This is a genomic window from Bartonella sp. CM120XJJH, assembly GCF_042194715.1.
GTDB lineage: Bacteria > Pseudomonadota > Alphaproteobacteria > Rhizobiales > Rhizobiaceae > Bartonella.
Window position 1 is genome coordinate 136,014 of sequence record NZ_JBHINE010000004.1, and the last position, 26,033, is coordinate 162,046.

At 34.7% G+C, this 26,033-nt stretch carries 20 protein-coding genes, 1 tRNA gene and 1 pseudogene; 18 read left to right on the top strand and 4 right to left on the bottom strand.

The window, feature by feature from the left end:
• The first annotated feature begins 189 nt into the window (after positions 1-189).
• The 9 genes and pseudogenes from ACFIKU_RS03200 (at position 190) to lpxK (ending at position 11,241) form a co-directional block, all read left to right on the top strand.
• Entirely contained in the window at positions 190-1,584 is a 1,395-nt protein-coding gene (locus ACFIKU_RS03200; RefSeq protein WP_375656663.1) for a pseudouridine synthase, read from the top strand.
• Positions 1,565-2,131, top strand: a complete 567-nt coding sequence (rsmD, locus tag ACFIKU_RS03205) for a 16S rRNA (guanine(966)-N(2))-methyltransferase RsmD (protein ID WP_375656664.1) — start codon at positions 1,565-1,567, stop codon at positions 2,129-2,131. Before ACFIKU_RS03200 ends, rsmD begins: the two co-directional genes overlap by 20 nt.
• A 725-nt stretch (positions 2,132-2,856) precedes the next feature.
• Positions 2,857-3,285, top strand: coding sequence for a hypothetical protein (locus ACFIKU_RS03210; RefSeq protein WP_375656665.1), 429 nt, complete (start codon positions 2,857-2,859; stop codon positions 3,283-3,285).
• A 1,749-nt stretch (positions 3,286-5,034) separates the two neighbouring features.
• On the top strand, positions 5,035-6,366 hold the full coding sequence (locus ACFIKU_RS03215) for a TldD/PmbA family protein (RefSeq protein WP_375656666.1): 1,332 nt from the start codon (positions 5,035-5,037) through the stop codon (positions 6,364-6,366).
• On the top strand, positions 6,353-7,156 hold the full coding sequence (locus ACFIKU_RS03220; RefSeq protein WP_375656667.1) for a 3'(2'),5'-bisphosphate nucleotidase CysQ: 804 nt from the start codon (positions 6,353-6,355) through the stop codon (positions 7,154-7,156). Before ACFIKU_RS03215 ends, ACFIKU_RS03220 begins: the two co-directional genes overlap by 14 nt.
• 46 nt (positions 7,157-7,202) lie before the next feature.
• The gene (locus ACFIKU_RS03225; RefSeq protein ID WP_375641579.1) at positions 7,203-7,448 is read left to right on the top strand and encodes a DUF4170 domain-containing protein; all 246 of its coding nucleotides are present in this window, start codon (positions 7,203-7,205) and stop codon (positions 7,446-7,448) included.
• Between the two features lie 261 nt (positions 7,449-7,709).
• Positions 7,710-7,984: pseudogene (locus ACFIKU_RS03230) on the top strand (type ISP restriction/modification enzyme); the annotation flags it as partial.
• A gap of 904 nt (positions 7,985-8,888) precedes the next feature.
• Positions 8,889-10,211, top strand: a complete 1,323-nt coding sequence (gene waaA / locus ACFIKU_RS03235; protein ID WP_375641578.1) for a lipid IV(A) 3-deoxy-D-manno-octulosonic acid transferase — start codon at positions 8,889-8,891, stop codon at positions 10,209-10,211.
• Positions 10,201-11,241 (top strand): tetraacyldisaccharide 4'-kinase, encoded by a 1,041-nt coding sequence (lpxK, locus tag ACFIKU_RS03240; RefSeq protein ID WP_375656668.1) that lies wholly within the window; start codon positions 10,201-10,203, stop codon positions 11,239-11,241. Before waaA ends, lpxK begins: the two co-directional genes overlap by 11 nt.
• Positions 11,242-11,260: 19 nt before the next feature.
• On the opposite strand, the gene ACFIKU_RS03245 is transcribed toward lpxK, so the two are convergent.
• Both ACFIKU_RS03245 and mutL read right to left on the bottom strand, forming a co-directional pair.
• Positions 11,261-11,497 (bottom strand): DUF2093 domain-containing protein, encoded by a 237-nt coding sequence (locus tag ACFIKU_RS03245; protein ID WP_273787833.1) that lies wholly within the window; start codon positions 11,495-11,497, stop codon positions 11,261-11,263.
• Positions 11,498-11,605: 108 nt separating this feature from the next.
• Positions 11,606-13,459, bottom strand: a complete 1,854-nt coding sequence (mutL, locus tag ACFIKU_RS03250) for a DNA mismatch repair endonuclease MutL (protein WP_375641576.1) — start codon at positions 13,457-13,459, stop codon at positions 11,606-11,608.
• 275 nt (positions 13,460-13,734) lie between these two features.
• Between mutL and ACFIKU_RS03255 the strand changes: the two genes are divergently transcribed.
• Positions 13,735-14,823, top strand: coding sequence for a 2'-deoxycytidine 5'-triphosphate deaminase (locus ACFIKU_RS03255; RefSeq protein WP_375656669.1), 1,089 nt, complete (start codon positions 13,735-13,737; stop codon positions 14,821-14,823).
• Positions 14,824-15,977: 1,154 nt separating this feature from the next.
• The gene (lldD, locus tag ACFIKU_RS03260) at positions 15,978-17,129 is read left to right on the top strand and encodes an FMN-dependent L-lactate dehydrogenase LldD (RefSeq protein ID WP_375641574.1); all 1,152 of its coding nucleotides are present in this window, start codon (positions 15,978-15,980) and stop codon (positions 17,127-17,129) included.
• A 1,043-nt stretch (positions 17,130-18,172) separates the two neighbouring features.
• Here lldD and ACFIKU_RS03265 read toward each other — a convergent pair.
• The gene (locus ACFIKU_RS03265; protein ID WP_375641573.1) at positions 18,173-18,298 is read right to left on the bottom strand and encodes a hypothetical protein; all 126 of its coding nucleotides are present in this window, start codon (positions 18,296-18,298) and stop codon (positions 18,173-18,175) included.
• Positions 18,299-18,806: 508 nt separating this feature from the next.
• Between ACFIKU_RS03265 and ACFIKU_RS03270 the strand changes: the two genes are divergently transcribed.
• A complete protein-coding gene (locus ACFIKU_RS03270) occupies positions 18,807-19,127 on the top strand; it encodes a hypothetical protein (protein ID WP_375641572.1) in 321 nt (106 codons plus the stop codon).
• A gap of 527 nt (positions 19,128-19,654) precedes the next feature.
• Here the strand turns inward: ACFIKU_RS03270 and ACFIKU_RS03275 are convergent.
• Positions 19,655-19,730, bottom strand: a tRNA-Thr gene (locus ACFIKU_RS03275).
• A gap of 450 nt (positions 19,731-20,180) precedes the next feature.
• On the opposite strand from ACFIKU_RS03275, the gene ACFIKU_RS03280 reads away from it, so the two are divergent.
• The 6 genes from ACFIKU_RS03280 (at position 20,181) to ACFIKU_RS03305 (ending at position 25,659) form a co-directional block, all read left to right on the top strand.
• Positions 20,181-20,384, top strand: coding sequence for a SlyX family protein (locus tag ACFIKU_RS03280; RefSeq protein WP_375641571.1), 204 nt, complete (start codon positions 20,181-20,183; stop codon positions 20,382-20,384).
• A 1,086-nt stretch (positions 20,385-21,470) separates the two neighbouring features.
• On the top strand, positions 21,471-22,898 hold the full coding sequence (locus ACFIKU_RS03285; protein ID WP_375656683.1) for an amino acid permease: 1,428 nt from the start codon (positions 21,471-21,473) through the stop codon (positions 22,896-22,898).
• A 40-nt stretch (positions 22,899-22,938) separates the two neighbouring features.
• Positions 22,939-23,619 (top strand): energy-coupling factor ABC transporter ATP-binding protein, encoded by a 681-nt coding sequence (locus ACFIKU_RS03290; protein WP_375656670.1) that lies wholly within the window; start codon positions 22,939-22,941, stop codon positions 23,617-23,619.
• Complete coding sequence (locus ACFIKU_RS03295) at positions 23,616-24,272, top strand: energy-coupling factor transporter transmembrane component T family protein (RefSeq protein ID WP_375656671.1); 657 nt, start codon at positions 23,616-23,618, stop codon at positions 24,270-24,272. The genes ACFIKU_RS03290 and ACFIKU_RS03295 overlap by 4 nt, the downstream gene beginning before the upstream one ends.
• Positions 24,269-24,832 carry a biotin transporter BioY gene (locus ACFIKU_RS03300; RefSeq protein WP_375656672.1) on the top strand — a complete coding sequence of 188 codons (564 nt, stop codon included), beginning with the start codon at positions 24,269-24,271 and terminating at the stop codon, positions 24,830-24,832. The genes ACFIKU_RS03295 and ACFIKU_RS03300 overlap by 4 nt, the downstream gene beginning before the upstream one ends.
• Positions 24,833-25,092: 260 nt before the next feature.
• Complete coding sequence (locus ACFIKU_RS03305; RefSeq protein ID WP_375641567.1) at positions 25,093-25,659, top strand: biotin transporter BioY; 567 nt, start codon at positions 25,093-25,095, stop codon at positions 25,657-25,659.
• The last annotated feature ends 374 nt before the right edge of the window (positions 25,660-26,033 follow it).

Consider the following 26,033-nt stretch of genomic DNA (forward strand, 5'->3'; position numbering starts at 1 on the left):
TTTTATGATGAAAGGAATATCTCTATTTTTTAAAGAATTTAAAACAAACTTGCAAGGCAACAGATACATTATTGTCGTTAAAGGATAGAAAATGATAAATGATTATGCTACTTCCTTTTTTAAGATAAGCGGTATGGTGCATGTGAATAATTTTCTGAACATACTGGCAAAGATTGGTTTGAAACGCAAATGAATGAAAATAATGAGAGTGAACGAATTGCTAAAAGGTTAGCGCGTGCTGGTGTTGCTTCGCGTCGAGATGCAGAAATGATGATTGTTGCAGGTCGTATTTCTGTGAATGGTACAATCGTGACAACGCCTGCTTTTAATGTTAGCCGCTCTGATATTATTAAAGTTGATGGCAAACCTTTACCTCCTATAGAACGAACGCGTTTATGGCTTTACCATAAGCCAGCAGGCCTTGTTACCACGAACCGTGATCCTGAAGGCAGACCTACAGTATTTAGTAACTTACCAAAAGGAATGCCGCGTGTTCTTTCTGTTGGAAGGCTTGACATTAACACGGAAGGGCTTTTGCTTTTAACCAATGATGGTGGCTTAGCGCGTGTATTAGAGCTTCCTGTAACAGGATGGGTCCGCAAATATCGCGTCCGTGCTCATGGAAGAGTAAAGCAGAGCGCGCTGGATAACCTTAAAAATGGTATTGCGATTAATGGTATTTTTTATGGTTCGATTGAAGCATCAATTGAACGTGAACAAGGGTCGAATATATGGCTTTCTGTTGCGTTGCGTGAAGGAAAAAATCGTGAAATAAAGAATGTTTTAGGGGCATTGGGATTATCAGTTAATCGATTAATCCGTGTATCCTATGGTCCATTTCATCTCTCTGATTTAGAAGAAGGAGCCGTGCAAGAGTTAAAAGGGCGAATGTTACGAGATCAGTTGGGTGAGCGTTTGATTATGCAAGCCAATGCAGATTTTGATGCTCCTATTCTGAAACCCTTTTCAAATTCTGCAGTTGTTGCAGAAAAGCAATGCCAGAAAGATCGTTCTGTTGCAAATGATGATTGGGTTTTCTCAAGTGAAAGGGTGATACGGCGCCGACCAAGAGATGGTTCTGTTGAACATAGTCGCGCGCAATTCAGTACAAAGTCTCATGAGAATGTAAAGAAGGAGAAAAGTGAAGAAGGAAAAGCAGAGCGTTTTCTACCGCGTTCTCGCCGTGCTAATGTTTGGATGGCTCCTGGTGCACGTCCGCAGGGTGCACGTAGAAAGCCTTCCTATAGTGAGGAGAAATCGCATGATCATAAGAGCAATTTGGATGGTAGAAAATCCTTTCATCGAGGCAAGGAAAAACTAAAAGAAAGTCCGGCACACAAAGAGAAGAGGGGAGGTTTTGTTCAAAAACATGACAAAACATCTCATGATGAGACGCATCCCTTTGGTAAGAAAGATCGCTTTTTAAAAGATAAAGAGAAAATGATAAAAGGTGGTCATGATGAGCATTTTTTTGAGAAAAAGGAAAAATCGTTTGGTGGTGCTATGAAAAAATCTAAACCACATAGGGATGGTGCAAAAACTTCGAAGCGATTTGGAGGTTCACGTGCGGATCATAGGCGGTAAATTTGCTGGGCGTGTTTTGTTTTCGCCTGTTAATCAGTCGATTCGCCCAACGAGTGATCGTACACGTGAGAGCCTTTTTAATATTCTTTCTAGCCGTGAAGAACAATTTTGGACCAATAAACGCATTCTTGATCTTTTTGCTGGTACTGGTGCTTTAGGCATCGAAGCACTTTCACGTGGAGCAAAGGCGGCTGTTTTTGTTGAAAACTCGGTTGAGGGGCGTGGGTTGCTTCAAAAAAATATAGAAGCTTTTGAATTACAGTCGATAGGACGGATTTTACGTCGTGATGCGACCAAACTTGGCAATATTGGCACAATGCTTCCATTTGATGTTATCTGCGCTGATCCTCCCTATAGCCGTTGTTTAGGTGAACGTGCTTTCGTAGAAGCTTTGCGAGGGGGGTGGGCAAAAGCTGATACACTCTTCATACTTGAAGAAAAGAAAGATACAACGATTCATTTACCTGATGTCTTTTATTTAGATGATGAGCGGTTTTATGGTGAGACAGCAATACGTCTCTATAAATTACGATCGCTTACATCTTGAGAAAGTTCTCGTTTTTATCCGGTAGGGTGAAAAAATGCTTCTTCATAGTTTTCTTCATTTTATATGGTTTTAAAAGGTTAAGCAGAAAGTAAATAAAAGATTCTAATGTTAAAGGAATTGATGAATTTTGATTTCATTATGTTTTTTGTCTCAATCTTTCATTTTTTTGAAGTTTTTATAGCCCCAAGAGCGAGGCTTTTACAATATACGCCCTTTCATATAGAGAGGCCATCTCTTCTTCTGTCTAGCCAAAAATTGCTTTGAGGTATAATGCTATTGGACCTAAATAGAAGTATGTATTGCTGCTAATTTTTGTAAGTTATATGCTGATTTGTTAATTTTAGCTACATTAAAAGTGTAACATATTGTCAAAGCTGTAGTGTATTATTAGCTTTCCTATTGATGAATGTTTTTTCTCTAATAGGATATATATTTCACGAGAAAGCTTTCAACTATGCAATCTGCATTTATATCCTAAATAGTGCGTAACTTTTATCTTTGTTATTGTATGAACTTAAAACAGATATTTTTTATTTAAGGTAGACAATATTGTTCATTTATCATGAATATTTTTGTGTTTATTTTATTAATATCGCTTAGTGAGTTAATCATTACATATTAAGTAAATCTAAAAGTATTAAGTATGCTATCGTTATTACATTTTTAAGAATAATGTTTATATTATTCTTAAGCAATAAAACATTTCTAAAACAGGGGAGATTATCATGTTTAAATGGATATATAGCGAAGAAATTAACACAGAAGCGAGTGCTGAGCAAATTTGGGCTATATGGGAAGATGTGGCATCATGGCCTTGCTGGGATAGTGAACTTGAGTGGGTAGAACTTTCTGGTCCTTTCAAAGAAGGCGCTATAGGACGCATGAAACCTAAAAAGGGACCTACAGTAACTTTTATACTTGATAAAGTTATAAAAAATGTTTGTTTTTCTGATTATGCTAAACTTCCTCTTACTCACATGAGTTTTGATCATGAATATATTTGTTCAAAAAAATCGGGTTCTTCAGATAACAAAATTCGTCATACTGTAACCATGTCTGGTTTACTTTCTCCTTTCTTTGGAATGATTATTGGGTCAAAAATTAAGTTACACCTTCGTGATGCAATGTTAAGTTACACCTTCGTGATGCAATGATTGAAATGAGCAGACGTGCTCTTACTGAAAACAAAATCATCTTGTAAGGGTGTGCATTTATAAAGAAGTTAATACCTTTACAAAGGTGCAGAAATCTTAGCCTTGTTAGAATGCAATCAGTTATGAGTATATAGTAAATCGATGAGCTATGATCTGTTTTTTAGTTAGCCGTTGAAATCGAGTCAAATCATCTGAGAAAAATAATTTTACACCAAAGATCTTATAAAAGTCATTGAATTTTATTCAATATAGAAAAGCTTATAAGGTGCGTATTTTTACTGAAAATAAAGAAAGTTGTAGAAGCTTATTTCTGCTCTTGTGAATCTGTAGGTCGATATTGTCATGATATTTGCCAGTTTCTAGTGTTGCGATAGTTTTTGATTTGAGAGCATTCATAAAAGGCATTTTGACTCATTCTTAAATAGTTTTTATCAACATTACCTCTATTCATGATGTGAGAGCGAATAGTTGTGATTTCTTCAACATAAATAAGTTTAAAATGGAAAAAAATTAATGATATTTGATTCTTCTATGCAAATTACAAACCGATCAATTATGATGATAAATCAAAGTGTTTTTTTGATTAAAAGATAATGACTTTCTAGAGAGTACAGCTTTAAAAGGCTCTAGAGGATAAATAAGCACACTCTTAATTTCCGTAAAATTAATTTCGTATCATTGTATGTATTTGGTTTAAATGTTTAAAAAGCGATTTTTTAAAATGCTTACAGATATCCCAGTTTCTGCAAATATTTTTGTATCTATTAAAACAATGATGAGCGATAAACTTGCCAAAATTAATTGGAAGAATACGCTTGTTGCAGATTGAATTGAAAGATAAATACAATGTTGAGTTTCATATAAAAGTTTTATTGATTATCGTTTTATGACAATATTACGCTTCTTTATTTTTTAATGGAGGGGAAAGAGGAAAGAGTATAGTTCTTAAATCAAAAGCTATCTAGTATCTTAGAATTTTTGTTTCAGGAAAAAGAAGTCAGTCAAATTATGCCTGTTTAATAACAAAATAACCGATTAAGGATGAGGCATGAAAAAAATGAGATGCTCTCGATTAGACGCATTAGAAACGAGAGAGAATGTTATGATTATAACTTATTTCTGATAAATATAAAAAATGAGCTCTTTATGATATTGCCTCCATGAGAGTAAAGAAGTTGATGACTGCTCATTTTGTTGAAACCATAATGAAAGAAAATTTTTTATTCCATTTATGTTTTTTTGTTTACAAGATGGCCATCTTATTATGAGAGAGTTTATAGAAGCAAAGAAGTATACACAAATATAAAGCATTTTCTTGATTCTTGCTTGGAAATTAAAGAGTGCTATAGGAATGAAGGAAGTTATTTGACTATCCAGAGGACATAAGGCTTGTGACTTAAGTCATTTTATGCTTTCGAATTTTTGAGGATTTTGGCTTAAATTCAAATGTTATTGCGAGACCTTTTGTTAATTGCCAAATTTTCGGTTGATTTAATTGTCAGTACAGATTGGGTTATCTAAAATGATAAGGGCCTATGAGAAATCTTGAAACTAAAGAGATTTTACGGCATATACGGCATATTACGTCTTTTCATAAAGAAGCTAAAAGGGAAATGATTTAATGCATTAAAAGAAAAAGAATGCATGAAATGTGCATATGAATAAACACACAAGAGTTATATTCTGATTTATATCAATTTGTCAGAATGCTTATCAATGTAAATAATAAAATATTTTAGGGAGTCTATGATGACTGACAAAAACCAGATTGAGAAAGCAGTTTCGCTGGTTGAAGCAGCAAGGCGTTCTGGAGCAGATGCTGCTGATGCTGCTATTGTTCATGCTCATTCTACCAGTGTATCAGTTCGTTTTGGGAAAGTCGAATCGACAGAAGCAGCAGAGAGCAATGATTTTACTCTAAGGGTTTTTGTTGGAAAAAAAGTAGCAAGTGTTTCTGCTAATTTAGGATCTTATCCGCAAGAACTTGCGGAACGTGCTGTTGCGATGGCTAAAGCTTCTCCCGATAGTTTATTTGAAGGTTTGGCAGATAAAGAATGTTTGGTTAAGAATCCTAAAGATCTTGATCTTTTTGATGATTTTGTGCCAAGCAGTCATTTTTTAACAGAAGATGCTTTAAAAACGGAGGCAGCAGCTCTTGATGTTAAAGGTGTAAGCAATTCTGGTGGCGCTGCAACAGCTTATGGCCGTAGTGGGTTTATTCTTGTGACCAGCGATGGTTTTTGTGGAGCCTATCGCTCCAGTTGTTTTTCACGTTCTTGTAGTGCTCTTGCAGGTGAAGGAACACAGATGGAGCGGGATTATGATTATACAACAGCCTTACATTTTTCTGATTTAGAGGCAGCAGAAACTGTTGGAAAGAATGCAGGTTTTGGTGCTGTCCGACGTTTGGGTGCAGTTCGTGCGGCAACTGGGGGCGTTGATGTTATTTTTAATCCGCGTACGGCTCGTGGAATTGCAGGGCATATCGCATCTATGGTCAATGGAGCCTCTGTAGCTCGTAAAACGAGTCTTTTACAGAATTTCCTAGGCAAGGAAGTGATGAAGCCTAATGTTAATGTAACCGATCAACCTTTGCGATTACGTGGAAATGCTTCTCATCCTTTTGATGGAGAAGGGGTAGAGGGGCAAACACTCAATATTATTGAAAATGGTATTTTAAAAAATTGGCTTCTTTCATCATCTACAGCACGTGAATTAGGACTTAAAACAAATGGACACGGTGTACGTTCGGCATCATTAGTGCAGCCGACAAGTACAAATTTTGCTATTGAACCGGGTTTAGTATCGCCTTGCGATATGATAAAAGATTTGCGAAATGGATTTTATGTGACCGAATTATTCGGTCATGGTATTGATTTTATTACTGGTCAGTATAGTCGTGGGGCTTCCGGTTTTTGGATTGAAAATGGTGAAATTGCTTATCCGGTGAGTGAAGTAACGCTAGGTTCTGATTTGCTTCATATGTTAGCACATTTAACACCTGCCAATGATATTGATCGGCGTTATGGTACAGCAGCTCCAACATTGTTAATTGAAGGGATGACACTTGCAGGAAAATAACACGCATCATTCTTCTGATTTAAATCTTTTGCGTGACGTTTGTCGAGAGGCAGGAGATTTAGCAATGCGGTATTTTGGGTGTACGTTGGATGTTTGGATTAAAGAGGGTAATTCTCCAGTCAGTGAAGCAGATTTTGCTGTTGATCATTTTTTGAAAGAGAAGCTTCTTGGAGCACGTCCAAATTATGGATGGATTTCAGAAGAAACAAAAGATAGTCGAGAACAACAAGATTATGAACGCTCTTTTGTTGTTGATCCTATTGATGGAACACGAGGTTTTCTTTCTGGCAGTCCTTATTGGTGTATTTCGGTTGCCATTATTGAGAATGGGCGTCCTATTGTGGGCGTTCTACAATGTCCGGTTCAAGGAGATGTTTATACAGCTGTCACGGGTGGAGGGGCAACATTAAATGGGGTAAAACTTCCTCGTTTAGCCTTTCAGGTTCATCGAAAATATAAAATTTCGCTTGATAAATCGCTCGCAGAAAAATTACCAGATGATTTTCTCAATCGAGTCAATCTTTACCATTATCTTCCTTCTCTTGCTTACCGTATTGTTCTTGTTGCTCAAGATGAAATTGATATCGTATTAGTTCGTCCGAATTGTCATGAATGGGATATTGCCGCTGCTGATCTTATTTTGCAGGAGTGTGGAGGGTGTTTTTTATCGCTTGATGCCCCTTTACTATCTTATGGAATTGAACCTTACCAATACGGACTTTTAATTGCTGGTAAAAATAATTGCTGTCAAGATATGATAGATGTTGTTCGTCAAACAAAGTTAGTTTAATCACGTAAAAGCACGCTAAAATAATCTAAATAATATAGAGGCACATATGACTGAAGCCAACGCAAAAAAACAATATTTACATCTTGTATTTGGTGGGGAATTAAAAAATCTTAACAGTAATCAATTTAAGAATCCTGATGATTTAGATGTGGTTGGTATTTTCTCAGATTATCAATCGGCTAAAGAAGCATGGCAGGCAAAAGCACAAAGCAGTGTAGATAATGCATTACAACGTTATTACATTGTAGACTTGCATTCGTTTCTTGATGCTGAGTTAGGCGATGCAGAGTAAAGCTTGAATATTTGGTCATTATAGCCTGTAGATTGCTTCACGCTTTTGTTTAATCGTTCTTTCCATAGGTACGTTCTTCGGGTAAAATAGAATGCCGTAAAAAACAATATGCTTGCTGTTAAAAATTCATATGTTTTCTTAAGGAAACATTTCTCAAGGCACCCAAGCACATTTCATAATGGTGTCCGTGCAAGGTATAAAATCCATTGTTGCACCACCATTTTTACGTTTAATAAAAATGCAAGACAGTTCTATCAACCTATTTACAACAGCAATATTATCATGACAGCGATTACTCGAAGTTTATGATTATATTGTGAATAGTCACTTTGCCTTTGAATGGGGTATGAGACACTAATGCGTTAAGATTAATAAAAAAGTAGCATTATTAATGATACCAATGACTACTCTGTTGAGATTATTAGCACTCCCTACTTATCCATTGGAATTTTTTCAATGGGGTATTACTGTAAGCTTAGAAACCATGAAAGTCGTTAGAAACTTACCAAAATTAAAAACTTAGAGAAACTGAATAGGTTTATGAAGCCAACTTACCTCATAAGAGTTTCTTGAGTATTCGTTTAAAGCTACAATCTATAAATTAGTTATTTTGTGCTGATTATATACAATCTTAAAAGGAATAATATATCATGCTATCTCCTCAAAAGAGAGGATTTAAAATTTTGAAAATTCTTATTTAAATTGCTTTAAGGCTTTTAAGCAATTCTCTCTTAAACAAGATTAGGTTTTTCTGGATTACCTTTAAGAAATTATATCACAATTTAAAATGAAAGCTCTATACCGTTTAAAAGTTTTTTTAAGATTAGTTTTACATATTCATTTTATTGAAATGAAATCATAGAGATTGAAATTCCTTTTAAACATATTTTATGTTGTATTTATATAGATTGTAATGTCTATATGGATTATTTTTTGAAAAATTGACAATACCTAATATACGTAAAAATAAGTTTTTTCACTAAAATATCAACGTGCATAATTCAAAGTCTCACTAAAATCATAAGAAGTATTTGTTCAGTGAGCTTAAAAAAATTGATACAATTTATGTCATAGGTTGTATGATATTTATCATTTATATTTTCAAAATTATAATCGACTGAAAAATAGTTTTGTTATTTTTAAAGTAAGATTTTTATAGGGTGCAGAATGAAGTGATAAAATCGATATAAGTGACAAAATTTCATTAAAAGAGATTTAAATAATGTGTATATATTATTCCTATGGGAAAATTTTAAAAAAAATATGGCAATAAATTGCATTTTTTGTCCTTTATGTATTGAATTTTCTTAGTGGTGAAGCGTTTTTATATCAAGATATGGATGATATTAAAAAAATATGGATGCAACCAATAGTGTTGATGAATTTTTTAACAAAATAAGCATATAGATATCTTAAAATAGCTGGATGAGGTGATTTTAAATGGCAGAATTAAAGGCACATACGGCTCTTTTAAGCTATCGGATGATTGGTTTTTGCTTATGTCCTGTTATTCCTTTTTATTTGTTCTTTCGTGCTATTCGTGGAAAAGAAGAGTGGTGTCGCAAAAAAGAGCGTTTAGGTAAAAGTTCTCATGTACGCCCCCAAGGTTCGTTAGTTTGGTTGCATGCAGCAAGTGTTGGAGAAACACTTGCACTTGTTCCACTTATAAATTATATTTTATCATTGAAAATCAATGTGTTAATGACAACTGGGACTGTGACATCTTCTACTCTTGTGAAAAAACATTTTGGTAATAGGTTGATTCATCAATATGCTCCTTTGGATTTAGATTTTGCAGTGCGTCGTTTTATTAGTCATTGGAAGCCTGATCTCGTCCTGATTTGTGAATCAGAAATCTGGCCTCTTCGTATTAAAGAACTTGCAAAAATGCGTATTCCGCAGATTTTGGTTAATGCCCATATGTCTGAACGTTCTTTTAAAGCTTGGCAAAAACGACGCGTTCTTGCCAAACATATTTTTAAGGATATTGATTTGGCGATTGGTCAAAACGAAAGAGATGTAGCTTATTACCATACACTTGGCGTAAAATCTGTTACGTTTTCTGGTAATCTCAAGGCGGATGTTTTTCTGGTTGAAAATCAAGCATTACTTGCACGTTATCGTAATGCTATCGGCAATCGCCCAGTTTGGGCAGCTGTTTCAACACATGAAGGAGAAGAGGAGATTGCTTTTGAGGTCCATAAGATTGTTAAAAATTATTTGCCAGATTTATTAACAATTATTGTGCCTCGTCATCCTGAACGTTCAGAAGATCTTATCAAAAAATGTGACAATAAGGGGTTGCGTTTTATTCGTAGGAGTAGAGATGCTGTTCCAAACATGAATACCGATATTTTGTGGGGAGATACAATTGGAGAAATGGGACTTTTTCTTCGCTTATCGAAAGTTTCTTTCGTTGGTAAATCGTTATGTGGAAAAGGTGGACACAATCCATTGGAATTGGCTTTGCTTGGTTCCGCTATTTTGACAGGACCTCATGTTTCAAATTTTCAAGAGATGTTTGAACAATTTTTAACGCATGATGCGGCATATATGGTTCAAGATACAAAACAGCTTGCTATTCAGGTGTATAAGCTTTTAACAAATGAAACATTGCGACAAGAAATGGTTGATAAGGCTCATGAAGTAGCGACAGGTATGGCAGGTGCACTTGAGCGTACATTAAAGATTTTAGATCCATTTTTGCAACCCCTTGTAATACAAACAGGTTTACGTCAGCGTCAGGGTAGATATGCATATTAGCGCCCCCCATTTTTGGTGGAAAAATAAAAGCTTTTTGCGTTTTGTATTAGCTCCAGTTTCATGGGGGTATGGTTATTTTTCAAGTCGTTTTATGGAAAGACAGCCTCCCATGATTGATTTGCCAGTTTTGTGTATTGGAAATTTTACATGTGGCGGTGCGGGTAAAACGCCGGTTGTTATTGCTTTTACCAAAGTGGCTAAAGAACTTGGTCTCGTACCTGGTATTGTATTACGTGGTTATGGTGGATCAGTTAAAGGGGTACATCTTGTAAATGAGAAATATGATACTGCACATAATGTTGGAGATGAGGCACTTTTACTTGCACGGCATGCTTTTGTAGCTGTATCACCTAATCGTTATGCAGCAGCACAACGGCTGAAAAAAGAGGGATGTAGTCTTATTTTAATGGATGACGGATTTCAAAGTCGCCGTCTTTATATGGATTATGCGTTACTCGTTGTTGATACGATGCGCGGTTTTGGTAATGGAGCTGTCTTTCCAGCAGGACCTTTGCGCGTACCATTAAAAACGCAGTTTTCTTTTATGGATAGTGTTTTATTGATTGGTCACTCCGATGCGCCTGATAATGTTGCTTTTCTTGTTTCTCGTACTGGAAAGCCTTTATATCGTGCTCATCTTAAGGCAAGTGCCTCTGATGAGGTTTCAGGAAAATCATTTTTGGCATTTGCCGGTATTGGCAATCCAGATAAATTTTTTAAATCTATTAAAGAATTGTCTGGTCATGTGGTACAAACTTACACATATCCAGACCACTATTTTTTCACAGATAAAAATTTAAAAAGCCTTATACAAAAGGCTAAGATGCACAATTTATGGCTAGCAACAACAGCTAAAGATTATATCCGTATACGGACACTTCACACGCAAAAAGATTTGAAAAACCTTATTGTCTTTGATGTGAATGTCGCTTTTGTTCAAAAAGATTTCTGTCGTATGGTCCTTGAGGAGGTAATGACCCGCTTTAGAAAACGTTCCCTTGAATTTTCTTGTCTAAAAGGCAAAGGCTAAATTTATAGCTTTTAAGGGTCTATTTTTCTTTTGTTTTTAACAATTGCTTGAGATATGGGTTGCACTCAAGTTCGCGCTGATAGGAGATTTCACAACTAGCATATGCTTCTTGGCGGTGATGATTCCAATATTTTAAATCATCTATAGGGATTTTTTGTCCGCTAACAGCACAAATGGTATAGGTACCATACTCTATAATGTCATATCCATTATTAGAATAATGAATTTTTGCTTCGCGTTCACTATCGGAAAACATTATAATTCCTTTTTACTGATACAAGAGATTCAAGAAAAGTGCCATAAGATATATTATAAAGTCGAGAGTTAATTTAAAAATATTTTTCTTGATAAAATGCTTAAGATTTTATTTTCTACCAAAAAGCCGTTCTATATCTGCCAATTTGAGTTCAATATAAGTAGGGCGTCCATGATTACACGTACTTGTATTGGGTATTGCCTCCATTTGTCGTAACAGTGTATTCATTTCTTCGGGGTGTAAAAGGCGCCCTGACCTTATTGAACCGTGACAAGCCATCGTTGCGGCAACATAATCAAGCATTGCTTTTAAATTGTTTGTTGTATCATACTCAGCGGCCTCATCTGCGAGATCTTTAATAAGGGCTTGGACGTTGATCTCTCCTAACATGGAAGGTGTTTCACGCACAACGATTGCTCCTGGTCCAAATGGCTCTATTCCTAATCCAAATTTTTGCAAAGCATCTTTATGCGTTAAAAGGCATGTTGCATCCTCTTCAGAGAGTTCTACAATTTCAGGAATAAGTAATAACTGTGAAGGAAGCGGTTTGGAATAAAGTGCATTTTTGAGTGCTTCATAAACCAATCGTTCGTGAGCTGCATGCTGATCGACAATGATCAAACTATCTTGTGTTTGGGCGATAATATAGTTTTTATGGATTTGTGCTCTGGCCGCTCCTAATGGATAAGATAACTCTTCTGATGAAGATGTAGTGTTTGGAATGTACGCATCTCCACTTGGTATATCTAAGCCCTCCATAATAGGAGTAGCATCTTCTTTTAAACCAAAAGAGCTGGTAATATCCAATGGTTTGTGAACCATTGAAGCGGCGGAAAAATGATGAGGCTGTGGGCTATAAGAAGAGGATTGGTACGTGTTCTTAAAATTGCCTAACGGTTGTTGTGCCAATGGTTTTTGTATTTGAAATGCAGCTAGCGTTGCTTCAGAACGGGTTGAAGAAGGACGAATACCAGATTGCTGCAATGCTTCACGAATAGCTCCAACGATCAGACCACGAATTAATCCTGGATCACGGAATCGTACATCAGCTTTGGCTGGATGTACATTAACATCTACCTCAGCAGGTGGGAGATCAATAAAAAGAATAGCGACAGGATAACGATCTCGTGTCATGACATCAGCATAAGCACCTCGAATAGCGCTCCATAGAAACTTATCACGCACGGGACGCCCATTAACATAAGCAAATTGATGAAGGCTGTTATTTCGGTTGAAAGATGGCAAACAGGCAAAACCCGTTAAGCGCACTGCTTCGCGTTCAGCATTCAGTGCGATGCTATTAGGGGCGAATTCTTTTCCCATAATTTGCGTAATACGTTGTAATTGTCCTTGAATATTATTTTCTGTAGCAGACAGTTCCATAGATGTTCTGTCTAGTCCCGAAAGAGAAAAGCGGATATGTGGAAATGCGATAGCAATTCGCTTAATCATATCGCTAATAGCATTTGTTTCAGCCCGATCAGTTTTCATAAATTTTAATCGTGCCGGCGTGACAAAGAAAAGATCACGAACTTCAACAATTGTTCCAAGATTTGCAGCAGCTGGTTTTGGTCCTACAATTTTTCCTGCAGTAACGGAAATTTCAGCAGCGCTCTCAGCATCTTTTGTTCGTGAAATGAGTTTAAGTTTAGCAACAGAACCAATAGAGGGGAGGGCTTCTCCTCTAAACCCAAGGAAGCAAATATTGTGTACGTCATCGGTAATCTTTGAGGTACAATGGCGAGAAACTGCTAAAGTTAATTGATCTGCAGGAATTCCATGACCATTATCACTCACCTTTATAAAATTTTTTCCACCATTTGCTGTAATAATTTCGATGCGTGTTGCACCAGCATCAATAGCGTTTTCAACAAGTTCTTTGACAACATTTGCTGGTCGTTCAATAACTTCACCAGCGGCGATTTGGTTAATAATATTTTCGCTAAGATGGCGTATAATCATAATAAATTCTAATAGGAATCTTAAGGGTTCTATAGAATAATTATGATAACATCATTTGTGCGACATTCAAGAATAAGAGAGCATGGAAGGTATTATTTTTACAATACCTCCTATTTTATTTTTAAAGAGCTCTTCATCATTCGAAGTATTTTATTTTATGATAACAACTTAGTTGGAAAAAACAGAAAAAATAGTTTTTATCACCTTAAAATAGCTTGCACCAATTTATCATCTAGGTCAAAAAAGAAACAATGTAAAAAGGGAAGGCAATATATATGGCGCGTATAAGCGGTATTTTAGCAGATAGTGATATACAAGCTTTGATTGAGAATAACGTTCTCAAGGCTCAGTATCCATTTGATAGATCTCAAATACAACCAGCAAGTCTTGATCTTCGTTTAGGGGAGAAAGCTTATCGTATACGTGCTTCTTTTATGCCAGGCCCTGATACAAAAGTTTTGGATAAGCTTGAACGGTTAAAGTTGCATGAGTTTGATTTACGAGACGGAGCCGTTTTGGAAACGGGGTGTGTTTATATTGTTTCTCTTTTGGAAAGTTTAGCTTTACCAGAATTTTTATCTGCTGTTGCCAATCCCAAAAGTTCTACAGGCCGATTAGATATTTTTACACGCGTCATTACGGATAATGCTCAGGAGTTTGATAAAATTTGTGCTGGTTATCATGGTCCACTTTATTTGGAAATTAGTCCACGCACATTTCCAATTTTGGTGCATACAGGCTCACATTTATCACAGCTTCGGTTTAGAAAAGGGCAAAGCTATTTAAATGAAATAGAGTTGCACACTTTGCAAAGGCAAGAAACACTGATATCGGAGGATCTTCCTAATATTAGCGCTGGTGGTATTGGTCTTTCCATTAATTTAAAGGGAGATGAAAACGGGCTTATAGGTTATCGTGGTAAACATCATACAAGTGTTATTGATATTGATAAACGTGCTGTTGCCCACGTTTTAGATTTTTGGGAACCTCTTTTTGATCGTGGTCAAAGGGAGTTAGTTCTTGATCCTGACGAATTTTACATTTTAGTTTCACGAGAGTCTGTTCATGTGCCTCCGCTTTATGCCGCAGAAATGACACCCTTTGATCCTTTAGTTGGTGAGTTTAGGGTGCATTATGCAGGCTTTTTTGATCCAGGATTTGGGCATAAGGAGGCGGGTGGAAAAGGAGCAAGAGCGGTTTTAGAAGTGCGGAGTCATGAAGTTCCTTTTATCTTAGAGCATGGTCAAATGATTGGCCGTTTGGTCTATGAGCATATGCTGAATCGACCATCAACCCTTTATGGACATGATGTTGGCTCACATTATCAAGCACAGGGTTTAAAGTTGTCCAAGCATTTTAAATGAGTTGGAAACTAGGAGTTTTGATAACATGTATGCAGAAAGCGTATTTTGGATAAAAGAAAATTATGTGCTTCGCAAAACCGGCGCCATTCCTTCTATTTTTAGTTTCAAAAGTTATCGCATCCCTTACATTTTAGAGGATATGAGAGGCATTTGTACTTCTTTTTTCAAGAGGTTGTATCTATACGAACTCCGTTTATGATGCACAAAAGAATAGCTTTGAGTATTTCATCATGAAAAATCTAAAATGAAAGAATTTTACTATATTCAATATGTTATTCATATTTATTATTATAATAAATCAATAAGTTACTAAAATTCAATATAACAGTAGCGTATTCACTTTTCAAAATAAATATGCGAGACTGGATGCTGCACTTGACTCCATTTTTCTAGAGCTTAAATGATCAGTATATTTTATTTCGTATAAAACTTATCCTTAAGAGCCAATAAATAACTTTCGCACTACAGTTTAGTAACAATTTTTTTAATAAACATTGTTTTACTTTTAGTAACTCATTTATAGTCTCAATATATAATATTGCTAGAAAATTATTCAATTCAATATGGAAATCTTCTATTAGTATGGACATTAAAAAAATTTTATACTTTATCTGAATTAGGCACTGTATATTTTTATAAATTTTCATGAATAAGTAACAGGTCTCAGTTTTGAATATTGATATAAGAAGATTTCTGGATGTATGCGACAGCTTTATTTCCAGTATTAATAAAGGATTTTTTCATCTTTTGGGGGAGATTATGGTTTATACTTAATGACACCCTATATTCTTATAACCGATAATGTAAGGACCTTTGGAGGAAGAAACGACTTTAAATTATAACTAATTAATCTGCGGAGCAATCGCTTTCGAAGAGGTATTCGTTTAAAGAAAGTATAACATTTCAATTGCACATGAATAATATATGAGTAGATACGTTATTAATGATATTTCATACTATGAGATTTAAAATTTGGATAAGAGAAATAAAGACGTTGTTTTTATCAATTAGTTTTTTTAGAAAGTTGCAGTCTCTGTTGCTTCTATCTATTCAATAGAGTGTTTTGGGAGAATATCGAATAGGTAGGGACACGGATTCGCTTTTATGTGTTTTAGGATGTCTTCTCTTTTCATTTAGGAACAATGGTGCCATCAATGATTATTTCTTCAACACTTGATTATCGTAAGGCAGCAAAGCGTCGTCTTCCTCCCTTTCTTTTTCATTATATTGATGGTGGGGCTTATGCTGAAGAAACGATGCGACGTAATTGTACAGATCTTCAAGCACTTGCACTGCGTCAGAGAATTCTAAGGCAAGTTGGTGAAGTTGATCTTTCAATAAAGCTTTTTGATCAGAGACTTAATTTACCAATTGTACTTGCTCCTGTTGGGCTAACGGGCATGTATACACGTCGTGGAGAGGTAAAAGCAGCGCGTGCCGCAGTAGCAAAAGGGATTCCTTTTACTTTATCTTCTGTTTCAGTTTGTCCCATTGCGGAAGTGCAAGAGGCGGTTGGAGGTGCATTTTGGTTTCAACTTTATGTTCTCAAAGATCGCGGTTTCATGCGTGATGCACTAGAACGGGCTTGGTTAGCTGGTGTACGCACATTGGTTTTTACAGTTGATATGCCGGTTCCTGGTGCACGTTATCGTGATGCGCATTCGGGGATGTCTGGTCCTTATGCTGGCTTACGTCGTTTTTTACAAGCTTTGACTCATCCATATTGGGCTTGGAACGTTGGTGTTATGGGGCGCCCTCATGATCTTGGAAATGTCTCCACTTATCTCAAAAAGAAAATTGCATTGGATGATTACGTTGGTTGGCTTGGTGCAAATTTTGATCCATCAATTGGTTGGCATGATCTACAATGGATTCGCGATTTTTGGAAAGGAAAAATGATTTTGAAAGGTATTCTTGATCCAGAAGATGCGCGAGAAGCAGTAAAGTTTGGTGCGGATGGTATTGTTGTTTCTAATCACGGCGGTCGTCAGCTTGATGGTGTATTATCAACAACACGGGCGTTGCCTGCAATTGCAGATGCTGTAAAGGATCATTTGACTATTTTAGCGGACTCAGGTGTTCGTTCTGGTCTTGATGTTGTACGCATGATTGCACAAGGTGCTGATGCTGTTATGATTGGTCGTGCTTTTGTTTATGCGCTTGCAGCAGCAGGTAAGAAAGGTGTTATGCATCTCCTTGATCTTTTTGCCAATGAAATGCGGGTAGCTATGACACTGACCGGTACTCAGATAATCAAAGATATTACACGCAAGAGTTTAGTAAATATAGATATTTTTAAGCAATGAAAGCAATATGTTATACTGCTTTCAGAAAAAGAAAGTCTTTTTATAGAGGAGCATAATTATATACTTTACAAATATATTGACAGTTAAAGTTAAATAGAAAAGATCAAAACGCTCCTCTATAAAATCACAGAAAATACTCAGTAACTACAATAATATTAACGCAAAAATCTTAATAATAATAAACACAAAAAAAACACTAATAACATTGCATACATCTTTTACTTAATTTATTAAAAGCTCATTCTATGGATAAAAAGGAACAAGCGCTGATATTAAAGGTAAAACAACTGTTGATATAGAAAAAATAGATATAAATAATGCTGTGAGCATTTTTCCCTCATATATATAAAAACATTAAAATATAATATGTTAATTACTTATTTTCCACATTAACATAAAACGTAAACTTCATTTAGTTTTATTTTAATATAGAATAATATTAATTATTATATAAATAAAATTATTAAAAATGTCAATATGTATTTATTGTAAGCTATAATTATAATAAAAAATGGATCTAATAAATAATATTTCTATAATCCGTATATTATTTATATTAAGTTTATTGGATAATATATTATATGGATATGATATTGTTTTTATGGAGTATATTTTAAAGCAATGAAAAAAAAACACCCATACGATCTTTAAAAAATCTCGTTTACTGAGAGCAAGTCTGCGTGAATTAATGTGCGGTTATTTCTTATTTTCTTGCATCCTCAATGAGTTATGATGTTTTTGAACTGGCGAGCATATTAGGAAGCAGTTGAATATTTTTTGTATAGTATGTCATTACTAACACTATTTATGCTTTCTCGATTGATTTCATGTCTAAGCTTCTCCACTGATATTATTCTCTTTACAGACAACAACAGATTAGTGAGATTGGCATAACTCTAGCACAGATATATTATCTCAAAGTTGAATTGTTGGCACACTTGTAAGCGTTGGGATAACTTCATATTTTTTGAAGCTCTTCAGCAACATCAAGACAAATCTGAACAGTTTATTCAGTAGCAAGTAAGGGAACATTTTTTCCTTTTTTAAACAGAAGTTTTGCTGATATCAATTTTTGAAGCATTTTTATGAATATTCATAACAGCGCGCTTTCCTAAACCTATATAAACGGGTACAAGATTACTCAGAGTAGAAAGAGTTACAGTTTCCATTTGATCAAATTACTACTCATAAGTAATTGGATAATATTTACTTTAATACTGAATAAAAAAGAAAAGTTTTTCTCTCTTTAAATAGAGGATAGATTATCATCTAGTCAATAGGGATAGTTTGCGAACAATTTGTTCGATACAAGATAACTTAACATTGCAGTTACTTTTTATCACTTGAAGCTGTGAAAAGAAGGCTAAGATAGATGAAAGAATGTAAAAAAATGATGGATACATTTTAGGATAAAAAATTATAATCCTGTTAATTCCACACAGTTGCTGCTGATATTGGTGACAAAAGAAATTTGACCGAAAAAATTATCAAAATTATTGAGAACATTTTTCATAGCATATAGAACGCCCCCCTTTGTTGGCATAGGTGTGATTTTCTTTGAGCTGAAATTGATTCTATCCCCTGAAATTAGCAATAATCTTTCAGGTGATGTCGTAAACTTTTTAGGGACATTACAACGCCACTATCGTCCTTTTATGAAAAATATTAGCAGTTCAGATGAGCAGCCGTGAGGAGTTTCAACGTTTAATACAGCAAGATCCAGAAACTCTCACGGATTTAGAACGAGCTTCAAGATTTTTATATTTACAACGATTAAGTTTTAGAGAGAAGGTAAATCGTACGATGAGAGTTGAAACTCATCGTAGCGCGCGGGGGCTTAAGCCCTTCCGATTTGAAGGCGTGCTAAAACTTATTTTTCTCTGTTTAGCAGGTGTTAGCATTGAACATTTAAACTGGTCCGATTTTATTGTGCGTTATGATCGTCTAAAAATCTTGTTTTATCTTCACCACTTTAATTGTGGTTTTGAAGGTTATTAAAGAAAGGATTTTTATAAGCGGAAGGATTATCAGCCGATATCTAAGCTGCTTTCATAAATAAAAGGGAGTTTTTGTCTTTAAACAATATGCTAGAAATTCAAAAAACTTTAGTTAACTTCATAAAAGAGGTTGCACCATCTTATACAGATTACTCTGCAAATAACACAATTGCTGGTAAGGAATGGGGCATCACTAATTTTGATTTCTAAAAAAGAAACAATACGTATTAAATAGTCTTTAATTTTGCAGGCTTTTTGAGAATCTTTTCAGAATCTGTTGAAAAAAGTGAACTGATAGAAGATATTTCTATCAAAATATAGAAACTTTTCTAACAAGTTACGAATAAATCTAAAAATATATATTAAATATAAAAACAGTGGGATATGCAGGCAGTTTAGGCTTTAGCAACAAGAAGCAAAGCATATAAAAATGCATAGAGGTAAGATTGGGACATATTTTTATGATTCAACAAAAAAGTAAGTATTAAAGAAAAAATCTATATGTTCCAGTATGCGCAAGATACAAAATGGTGCCGCATGCCGGATTCGAACCAGCGACCCCATCATTACGAATGATGTGCTCTACCAACTGAGCTAATGCGGCATAGGTTTGTAAGTCAATGAGACAAAACTAATTTGAGGGTAATAGCTAAAAGTACGTATAAAAGCAAGAATGCATTTTTCCAATAATTTATAAATATGATAATAATTTGAAGGAGGAGTATGTAAAAGTCAGGAAAAGTATTCTTTGACCTTAATGCTATAAAATGCTTTCTAATTTACGGTAACACTTAAATTAAGAAGCTGGGAATGTAGATCTTAGGATGAAAAATGGTGTCAAGATAACTTAGTAAAGATAAAAACATTTTCTGATTCTTAAGAAAGGAATTTATTGCATAAGCGATTGGGAAAATAAAGATCATCATAAATCCTTTATAATGTGAAAATAAGATGAGTAGAATTATTTGAAAAGTTACTTCTCATTTTTATGGGAAGAAAAGGGGGAGGGTTAATAAAATTAATCACGTTTTTTATTTAAGATGGAGTAAGAATCATGTCGGATAAAGATCGGCTGATAGAACTAGAAATGAAGCTAGCTTACCAAGAAAAATTCATTGAGGAACTTTCTCAAGAGGTAACTAATCAATGGAAAAGTTTGGATGAGATATCTAAAAAAGTTGATATTTTAGCGAGAAGATTTTCAGACTTTAAAGAACAGAGTGTTACTGAAGCTGTTATCTTAACATCTTCTCAATAAGGAAAAAGGTGCTTAAAAATTTTTTCTAGTAATAGTCTCTTGTTTTTTTAGATGTAATAGGGTGGATATCACAATGGGAGGAAGGTGCAAAATATTTTTTATCACAATTGCAATTATTTACAGATTAGTTTTTATTTAACGTATTTTGTTAGGCTTGTAGAATAATTTTTATAAGATTCTTCATTAATTTTAATAAGTTCCAATCTTATAAGGAGTGCTGATATTAGAAGACGTTTTTTATATGGAGTTTCTAGTACGAAAATTAAGAAAAGTTTTTTTTAGAGTATTTAGAGTATAAAGAAGCAGCTATAGAAAAATATATGAACTGCAATATGTTAAATTTTTTCTGTACAGAGTTTTTGTATAGAGGGGAGTTAGATTTATTCGCTAATTTTTTAAATTGGTACAAATAAAGTGATGTTATCTTTATCTATAGAAATCATAAGTGAGTGCATATATTTATAATAAAGCGTTTTAATCCGTTCTGATGATCAAGTGGTTTTCGGTTGTTTTAATAGAGTGAGGGATTTTAAGCGACATTGGTTGTGTTGTAGTACAGAGAGCTCTAGAAGTTTTTTCAAGATTAAATGTACTCTTCGTTATATGTATATGATATTTTGTAGAAAGGCTTTTGTTTTTCGTAATTTAAGATACAAAATACTATTGCTAAAGCACCAAAGATAGACCATGCTGGTAAATAAGTGAGAGTAACGCAAATTGAGGACAGAAAATCAGGCATTACCTTGCATAGAGATTGATTAAGTTGATAGATATCTGTTTGCAGAAGGTTTATTAAGATTTTATTAAAGGGGGTTGTTGTCCAATGTGATGTTATTACAGAGTGTGCGTTATCAATAACCAATACTATAATGGTTAGTGTAACGAAAATGAAAGACATTAATTTAAATAAAGGGTGGGGCATATTTTTTCTTAAAATTTCAACGGGACATACGTATAATGCACAAAAAAATAAGGAGTTGCATTATGATAAGAAAATAAGTTTACGTTTGTTTTGTGTTTTTTGAAAGAAGTGCCTAATTTTTCGATAAAAGTTGAGGTTAGGTTCAACAGAAGTAGTGAGGCATGATGTCTGAAAAAAAGCACGAGGAATTGAAGCGTAGCCTTCAAAATCGCCATATTCAAATGATTGCTTTGGGTGGCGTTATTGGGACGGGACTTTTTTATGGGTCAACCGAGGCGATTCAATTAGCTGGTCCATCGGTCATTTTATCTTATCTTGTCGGCGGGCTTGTTATGTATTTCATTATGCGAATGCTTGGTGAAATGTCAGTAGAAGAACCGTCGTCAGGAGCATTTAGTTTTTTTGCTTATAAATATTGGGGGAGATTAGCTGGTTTCATAACAGGTTGGAATTATTGGTTTCTTTATATTCTTGTAAGCATGGCTGAACTTACAGTGATAGGGTTTTACCTTGATCATTGGATTTTGATTGATCATTGGAAGACATCTTTCATTGTTCTTTTATTTGTTACATTCGTTAACTTGTTTGATGTTCGTTTTTATGGAGAATTTGAATTTGCTTGTGCTTTGATCAAAGTGGCTGCTGTTATTGGTATGATTATTTTGGGAATTTTTCTCATTGTCACTGGACTAGGGGAAAATCAAGCGAATATTCATTATCTTTGGGACCATGGCGGTTTTTTTCCTTATGGAGCAGTAGGGGTTGTTTTAGCGACTTCTGTAGTAATGTTTTCTTTTGGAGGAACAGAGCTTATTGGTATTGCTGCTGGAGAGGCATCTAATCCACAAAAAACAATTCCAGCGGCTATCCGTCAAGTTATGTGGAGGATTATAATTTTTTATATTGGTTCTATCAGCATTATTATGATAATCAGCCCTTGGAATATGATTGGAAAAAATGGGAGTCCTTTTGTTACAATTTTCGAGACTATAGGAATTCCTGCTGCTGGTCATATTTTGAATTTTGTGGTGATTATGGCTGCTATTTCTGTTTACAATAGTGGCATTTATTCTAATGGCCGTATGCTTTATAGTTTAGCTGTACAAAAAAATGCACCACATATTTTTAGTAAACTGAGTGCTGCTCGTGTTCCTTATATTGCTATCCTTTTTTCATCATTATGTACGGCGTTGATTGTCGTTGTTAATGCTCTTGTTCCTGATAATAGTTTCATGCGGATCATGGCTCTTGCAACTGCAGCAGCAGTGATTACTTGGGCTATTATTGTTATTGTTCATTTGAAATTTCGCAATGCACATAAGAATAGAAAGGGCAACTTTACTTATGCGTTTGGTTTATATCCTTATGCTAACTATCTTTGCCTCTGCTTTCTTGCTTTATTATTTTGCATTATGTTTGTCAGTGGTTTTGGGCAAAATGGATTGATGACTCGACTTTTTGATATGATAGGAATAAGCGTGCCTTTTCTTGAAACATATATTCCTGTACAAATGCCTGATATGAGTTTGGCAGTCATTATTATTCCTCTATGGTGCTTGTTATTACTTTTAGGTTATAAACTGAAACGATAGAGAAAGAAGAGCTAATAAAAGGGATTGATTGGAATAAACCTTGGGGATTATAAAATTTGATGAGGTAACACAAGTTTTTGGTGATTTGTGTGTTTTAAGAGATATTACTGTACAGCTTACCGAAAGACGAATTGCTGTTATAGGAGCGAATGGTTCTGGAAAGAGTACATTTGTTCGTCTTATTAATGGACTTCAATTACCATCTCATGGTTTTGTAAGCGTTGATGGGCTTGATACCAAACGCGATGCAAAAGCAGTAAAGCGTAAAGTTGGATTTGTTTTTCAGAATCCCGATAATCAGATTGTTTTACCATTAGTTGAAGAGGACTTATCCTTTGGTCTCAAAAATTTAAAGCTTAATAAAGATGAAATTAAGGAGCGTGTAGATGAAATTTTACAGCGCTATGAACTTCAAGATTTCAGAAATCACGCTGTCCATTTATTAAGTGGTGGGCAAAAACAACTTGTTGCTATTTCCAGTGTAGTTGCAATGAAACCAGACTACATTATTTTTGATGAGCCGACGACATTACTTGATTTGCGAAATAAGCATCGCGTTACGCAAGTGATAGAAGAATTACCACAAACGGCAATAGTTGTATCGCATGATTTAGAGTTTTTGAAAAAGTTTGATAGAGTGCTGGTTTTTGATAAGGGGGAGATAGCAATTGATGATGTACCTTTTGTTGCTATCAAGGAGTATATAAGAAGAATGTCATGATCGGTTTATATATTCCGAGGGATACATTTATTCATAGGTTAAGTCCTGGAGTTAAGTTATTATTTCTTATGGTGTGTGGAACTTTCATAATGATGGTTTCTTCCATAGCGCTTCTTGGTTTATTTTTGTTGTTTGTCGTCTTATTCTATAGAGTTGCCAAGATCCCTTTCAAAACTGTGATAAAGCAATTTAAATCGATGGGATTGCTTTTAGTTCTTCTATTTGTATTTCAAACTATTTTTAGCGGTTGGCTTACGGGGGTTGAGGTCATATTACGTCTTGTTATCCTCTTTTCTTTATCATCAGTTATTTCATTCACAACAAAAGTTTCAGATATGGTGGATGCAATTGAAGCAGGACTCCAGCCTTTTCGTTGTTTTGGTATAAATCCATCAAAAGTGAGTATGGTTATCTCTATGGCGATCAGGTTTATTCCTCTTTTGAGTGAAAAGTTTAATGAGGTACATGAAGCACAGCAAGCACGGGGACTTAATACTAACATTGTTGCCCTTGCGATACCTTTAATTATACGGACCATAAGAATGGCTTCAGAAGTGGCTGAAGCATTGGAAGCGCGCTCTTATGATGCTGATACTATTGATACAGCATCTCATAATAAACAGGGTTTTTATAGTAAAAGAATAATCAAATGAGTACAAAAGATTTAGTTTATATTGCTTTATTTGCCGCTATTTATGCTATTTTGGGCCTTTTCCCTTCTATTTATCTTCCTTTTCTTCTAGGGGTACCTATTACAGCTCAATCGATGGGGCCGATGCTAGCAGGGTCTATACTTGGGGCAAAAAGAGGAGCTTTAGCATCACTCCTTTTTCTTGTTCTTGTTGCGATTGGATTACCTCTGTTGCCTGGTGGTCGTGGTGGAATCAGTGTCTTTTCAGGGATTGCAAGTGGTTATTTAATAGGTTTTCCATTTGCTGCATTTTTTATTGGTTTAATGGTAGAATTGTTATGGAAGCGGTTAAATTTTATAACATTATTTGTGATAAATACTGTGGGTGGCATTGGGATAGTTTATTCTTTTGGTGTTCCATGGACAGCGTATATGACCAAAGTTTCTGTACTGAAGGTTTTAATGGCTTCATCAGGTTTTTTGATAGGCGATTGTTTAAAAGTGTTGATTGCATCCTTTGTTGCTCTCGCGATTAAAAGATCTGTTCCTCTCATTCATTCAAAGCATAATAAGCTAAAATAAATGTATTATTTTGTTATACTGTTATTATATAATATTGATATACAACAATAATTTTATTGAATTTAACTATATGAATTTATGACATAATTAAACATTGTAGAATCTAATATGATTTATATAAGTAATATTATTAAAATAAGTTATTATAGTATTTCTCTCTATATCTACGGCATTTTTTAAATTGTAATTTTATAAATCTGATACTTTTTATTAATTGTGTAACAATAACGAAAGCTTTTCCATAGTGAAGGAATAATTCAGTGAACACAAAAGATTTAGTTTATATTGCTTTATTTGCCGCTATTTACGCTGTTTTGAGTCTTTTTCCTCCTATTTATCTTCCTTTTTTGTTGGGGGTCCCTATTACAGCTCAGTCTATGGCTCCGATGTTAGCAGGCTCTGTACTTGGAGCGAAAAGGGGAGCTTTAGCATCACTTCTTTTCCTTGTTCTTATTGCGATTGGGTTACCTCTATTGCCTGGTGGTCGTGGTGGAATTAGTGTTTTTTCAGGAGTTACGAGTGGTTATCTGATTAGTTTTCCATTTGCTGCATTTTTGATTGGCTTTATGGTAGAGTTGTTTTGGAAGCGGTTAAATTTTATAATATTATTTGTGATAAATACTGTGGGTGGCATTGGGATAGTCTATTCTTTTGGAATGCCATGGGTAGCTTATATGACACAGATTCCTTTGCTAACAGTTTTAATAAGTTCATTAGGTTTTTTGGCTGGTGGTTTCTTGAAAGTGCTGATTGCATCCTTTGTAGCGTTGACCATTAAAAAAGTTTCCCCTCTCATTCATTTGGAAAAAGGGGAAGCTCTGTACTGAAGAACAATTTTTGCCAAATGTATGTGGATTAAAAAACACCACGGAATATCATTCTGTTTTATCTACTTTTCATTGGTATTTTTATCTGTATAGCTCTCAGAGGTAGCCATATAAAAATTGAGTATTTCGGCACTAAAATTCACTTTGTTCTCTTCAGGAGTAACCCCTAAATAGCCAAGTAATATCATTTTATTCAACATACTTGTAAGTTTTATTTGATTTGCATATTATATGCATAACGCCTTAGAATAATTTATTATTTTTTTAATATTTTTAGTTAATTAATCACTCATTTTTAAAGTATTAAATTATATTAATTGTACGAAAACATGGATAATTCAGTGTTCATTTAAAAAATTTTATGTATATAATCC